The organism is Marinisporobacter balticus (assembly GCF_004345705.1).
Classification (GTDB): domain Bacteria; phylum Bacillota; class Clostridia; order Peptostreptococcales; family Thermotaleaceae; genus Marinisporobacter; species Marinisporobacter balticus.
The window spans coordinates 1-4604 of the sequence record NZ_SLWV01000058.1 but is presented as its reverse complement, the minus strand read 5'-3'; the positions used below and the strand labels follow the sequence as shown (position 1 = coordinate 4604).

4 protein-coding genes and 1 rRNA gene are annotated in these 4604 nt (G+C 33.9%); all 5 read left to right on the top strand.

Features of this window, described 5'->3' with window-relative positions; all coding sequences use genetic code 11:
* Positions 1 to 94 (top strand): 5S ribosomal RNA (rrf, locus tag EV214_RS18365); the annotation flags it as partial.
* A 262-nt stretch (positions 95 to 356) separates the two neighbouring features.
* Positions 357 to 923 carry a glycerol-3-phosphate responsive antiterminator gene (locus EV214_RS18360; protein ID WP_132248449.1) on the top strand — a complete coding sequence of 189 codons (567 nt, stop codon included), beginning with the start codon at positions 357 to 359 and terminating at the stop codon, positions 921 to 923.
* A 508-nt stretch (positions 924 to 1431) separates the two neighbouring features.
* A complete protein-coding gene (locus EV214_RS18355; protein WP_132248447.1) occupies positions 1432 to 2142 on the top strand; it encodes an MIP/aquaporin family protein in 711 nt (236 codons plus the stop codon).
* A gap of 27 nt (positions 2143 to 2169) precedes the next feature.
* Complete coding sequence (gene glpK, locus EV214_RS18350) at positions 2170 to 3669, top strand: glycerol kinase GlpK (protein ID WP_132248445.1); 1500 nt, start codon at positions 2170 to 2172, stop codon at positions 3667 to 3669.
* Between the two features lie 175 nt (positions 3670 to 3844).
* Positions 3845 to 4604 (top strand): NAD(P)/FAD-dependent oxidoreductase (locus tag EV214_RS18345; protein ID WP_132248443.1); only part of this gene is annotated, 760 nt, incomplete at its 3' end.

The following is a 4604-nucleotide window of genomic DNA, read 5'->3' as shown; positions in this document are numbered from 1 at the left end:
CACACCTGTTCCCATACCGAACACAGAAGTTAAGCCCTTCAGCGCTGATGGTACTTGGTGGGTAACTGCCTGGGAGAGTAGGTCGTTGCTGGTTAAATAAAAAGATCTGATACCAAATAAGTTGGTTTCAGATCTTTTTATTTTCTAATAGGTATTCACACAATATTCTTTAAATGATATAATGAATTAAATCTAAAAAATTTAAGGCGATGGAAATGGAGAGAGCCACATATAAAACCTATGTATAGGATTAGTTATATGTGTTTTTTTATGCTTATAGCATAAAACTGAAAACATTGTGTAAAATTAATGTAAATAGTGTAATGATAGTTTTTATCTGTAAAGGAGGAATTTAAGTGGATCATCAGTTTTATTATAAAGTAGAAGCAAATCCTATTATTGCAGCAGTAAATAATATAGAGAAACTTGATTTGGCGATTCAATCACCTTGTGAAATTATTTTTTTATTGACAGGTAATATTTTTAATTTAAAAAGTATTATAGATAAGGTGAAAAAAGCAGGAATGGATATCTATATACATATCGATTTAATGGAAGGTTTTTCAAAAGATACAGTTGCACTGAAATATATTTATGAAAATATGCAACCAGATGGAATTATTACTACGAAGAGTAGTCTTGTTAAGAAAGCAAAAAATATGAATATACGTGCCATACAAAGACTTTTTATATTGGATTCTCTATCATTAGATACAGGAATAAATTCTGTATATGCTACAAGGCCAGATGCGATAGAAGTTATGCCAGGAATTATGCCAAAGATTATAACAAAGTTATATGAAAAAACAAAGACCCCTATAATAGCAGGTGGACTGATTAATGATAAAGAAGATGTAATTGCAAGTCTTAAGGCTGGGGCTATGGCTATTTCTACAAGCAAGGAAGAGATTTGGTATATGTAAGATGTATGTATTAAGAAGCAGATGAATTAAATGCAGAATATAGAGAATTTGAGAGGCTTGATATAAAATATAGAAATGTAAATATGATAATAAAAATACATACCTTTACACCAATTTTCTGAAAAGTCTTTACAAATCACTCTATAAATGTTATTATAAATAAAACTAAATACTAAAGGCCGGAGAAACGGAGAGCCATTCAAATCAACCTATAAAGATAGGTTGATTTGAATGGCTCATTTTTGTACAAATTTAAGAAGAAGGAGATGATGGATAGGTAAAATTTTTTCTCAAAAGAAAACGTTCTCCTAAGAAATAAAGAAAATTTTTACAGTCCAAAGGAAATCGTTTTTTCGGTTATTAAATTGTGAAAGGGGGATCGCTGAAGTATAAAGAGGCAAAAAATATATATAGAAGAGTTTTTCATAATCATTATATTTAGACATCATTTTATAGAATTAATATTATAACGTAAATATGTATTAAATAAAATAATAGGGGGTATAATATGTCAGCTTTTATGGGTGAAGTGATAGGAACAATGATATTGATTATTTTTGGGTGTGGTGTGAATGCAGGACTGACATTAAATAAATCTTATTCAAAAGCTTCTGGTTGGATTGTAACGACTGTAGGATGGGGCCTTGGTGTTGCGATGGGTGTTTATGCTGTTGGAAATATCAGTGGTGCACATCTCAACCCGGCAGTAACTGTAGGATTAGCATCAGTTGGAAAGTTTCCATGGGCAGATGTTCCAGGGTATATTGTAGCTCAAATGATAGGCGCGATTATAGGCGCAACAATTGTATGGCTTCATTACTTACCACATTGGGCTGAAACAGAGGATAAAGGAGCTAAATTAGGAATATTTTCAACGGGGCCAGCTATACCACATACATTTGGAAATATAATGAGTGAAATTATTGGTACTTTTGTATTGGTATTAGGAATTTTAGCAATTGGAGCAAACGAGTTTGCAGCAGGATTAAATCCATTTATTGTGGGTGCATTGATTGTAGCGATTGGTATTTCATTAGGAGGAACTACTGGATATGCAATCAATCCTGCGCGTGACTTAGGACCTCGTATTGCGCATTTTATACTTCCGATCGCGGGTAAAGGTGATTCAAATTGGAAATATGCTTGGATTCCAGTAGTTGCACCTATTATCGGGGGTGTACTAGGTGGGGTGTTCTTTGTAACATTCTTTGGGGCGTAACTTAAAAATAAGATAGGGGGAGAAATAATGAAGAAATATGTAATGGCGTTGGATCAAGGAACTACTAGTTCAAGAGCGATTTTGTTTGATCATGATGGGAAAATTGTAAAGGTTGCACAACAAGAGTTTACACAAATTTATCCAAAAGCTGGATGGGTAGAACATGATGCAATGGAAATTTGGGGAACACAAAGTGGCGTAGCAAGACAAGTATTAGAAACAGCAGGCATTAGACCTGAAGAGATCGCTGCTATTGGAATTACCAATCAAAGAGAGACTACAGTAGTATGGGATAAAAACACAGGAAAACCTATTTATAATGCAATTGTTTGGCAATCACGTCAAACAGCAGCGATTTGTGATGATTTAAAGAAAAGGGGTTTAGAAACCTATATTCGAGAAAACACAGGACTTGTTGTAGATGCCTATTTCTCAGGGACAAAGATTAAGTGGATTTTAGATCATGTTGATGGAGCGAAAGAAAAGGCACAAAAGGGAGAATTGTTATTTGGTACCATGGATACATGGCTAATCTGGAACTTAACAAGAGGAAAAGTACATGTGACAGATTATTCAAATGCATCAAGAACAATGCTTTATAATATAAAAGCACTTAAATGGGACGAAAAGATTTTAAAAGAATTAGAGATTCCAGCTTCAATGCTTCCAGAAGTAAAGCAATCAAGTGAGATTTATGGATATACAGATGAAAATACTTTTGGAGGTGCACAAATTCCTATTTCAGGAGCAGCTGGAGACCAACAAGCAGCATTATTTGGGCAAGCTTGCTTCAATCCAGGGATGGCAAAAAATACTTATGGAACAGGTTGCTTTATGTTGATGAACACAGGAGAAGAAGTGATTCCTTCACAAAATGGATTATTAACAACCATTGCGTGGGGCGTAGATGGAAAAGTTGAATATGCCCTTGAAGGAAGTATTTTTGTAGCGGGTGCATCTATTCAATGGCTTAGAGATGAATTGAAATTAATCAATGATGCTGCGGATAGTGAGTATTTTGCAAGTAAAGTAAAAGATACAAATGGTGTTTATGTGGTACCTGCTTTTGTTGGGCTAGGTGCACCTTATTGGGATATGTATGCGAGAGGAACGATTGTAGGATTAACAAGAGGCTCGAATAGAAATCATATTATTCGTGCGACACTTGAATCTATTGCTTATCAAACAAGAGATGTATTACAAGCAATGCAAGAAGATTCAAACATTAATTTAAAAGCGTTAAAAGTTGATGGTGGGGCGGTTGCAAATAATTTCTTGATGCAATTCCAATCTGATATTTTAGGTGTCCCAGTAGATCGACCTGAAGTAATAGAAACGACTGCTTTAGGAGCAGCATATTTAGCAGGGCTTGCAGTAGGATTCTGGAATAATAAAGATGAGATTTCAAAAAGATGGAATGTTGATCAAACATTTACACCAGCTATGGATGAAGTGTCTAAAGAAGGAAAGTATAAAGGATGGAAGAAAGCAGTTGAAAGATCGGTGCAATGGGAGTCAGAAGAATAAGTAATATAGTATAAAATATAGCTATAAAAAATGTTTGCAGCGAACCTCTTTAATGATATAATAAGGTTGACAATATAAATATTTAAAGGCTGAGAATAAGAGAGCCGCACAAGTTAACCTGTAAAAGGTTTGATTTGTGTGGCTATTTTGATTTTTATTTAAAGGAGGAAATGATATGTATGATGTAGCCATAATTGGTGCGGGTATAACAGGAACATTTATAGCAAGAGAATTATCGAAGTTTGATATAAAAATTGCATTAATAGATAAAGAGACAGATATTGCAAATGGGACAACAAAAGCAAATAGTGCAATTATACATGCAGGATATGATGCAAAACCGGATACGTTAAAAGGAAAATTGAATGGATTAGGAAATACTATGTTTGATCAAGTATGTAAAGAATTAGATGTACATTTCAAAAGAGTGGGGTCTTTTGTTATTGCAAGTAATGAAGAAGAAATGGAAAGTATAAAAGAATTATATGCAAGAGGGCTTAAAAATAATATTCCAGATATGAAAATATTATTTCAAGAAAAAGTAAGAGCAATGGAGCCAAATATAAATGAAGCGGTTATAGGCGCGTTATATGCACCCACTGCTGGAATAATTAGTCCTTGGGAATTAGCAGTGGCACTTGCAGAAAATGCAGCAGATAATGGGGTAGAAATTAAATTAGAAAATTGTGTGACGGGAATCGATAAAAAAACAGACAATTTTTTAGTGCATACAAATAATGGAGAGATGGAAACAAAATATATCATTAACTGTGCGGGTGTTTATGCTGACAAAATTAATGAAATGGTTGGATCTAAAACTTTTGAAATTAACGCACGAAAAGGACAATACAATATTTTAGATAAGAGTGCAGGAAATATTGTAAATCATGTGATTTTCCAAGCACCAACAAAGCTTGGAAAAGGAGTACTTGTAG

What these genes read in the sequence shown, in the direction of transcription:
- glpK (WP_132248445.1), top strand. Translation starts at nt 2,170, where the DNA reads ATGAAGAAATATGTAATGGCGTTGGATCAAGGAACTACTAGTTCAAGA.
- EV214_RS18355 (WP_132248447.1), top strand. Translation starts at nt 1,432, where the DNA reads ATGTCAGCTTTTATGGGTGAAGTGATAGGAACAATGATATTGATTATT.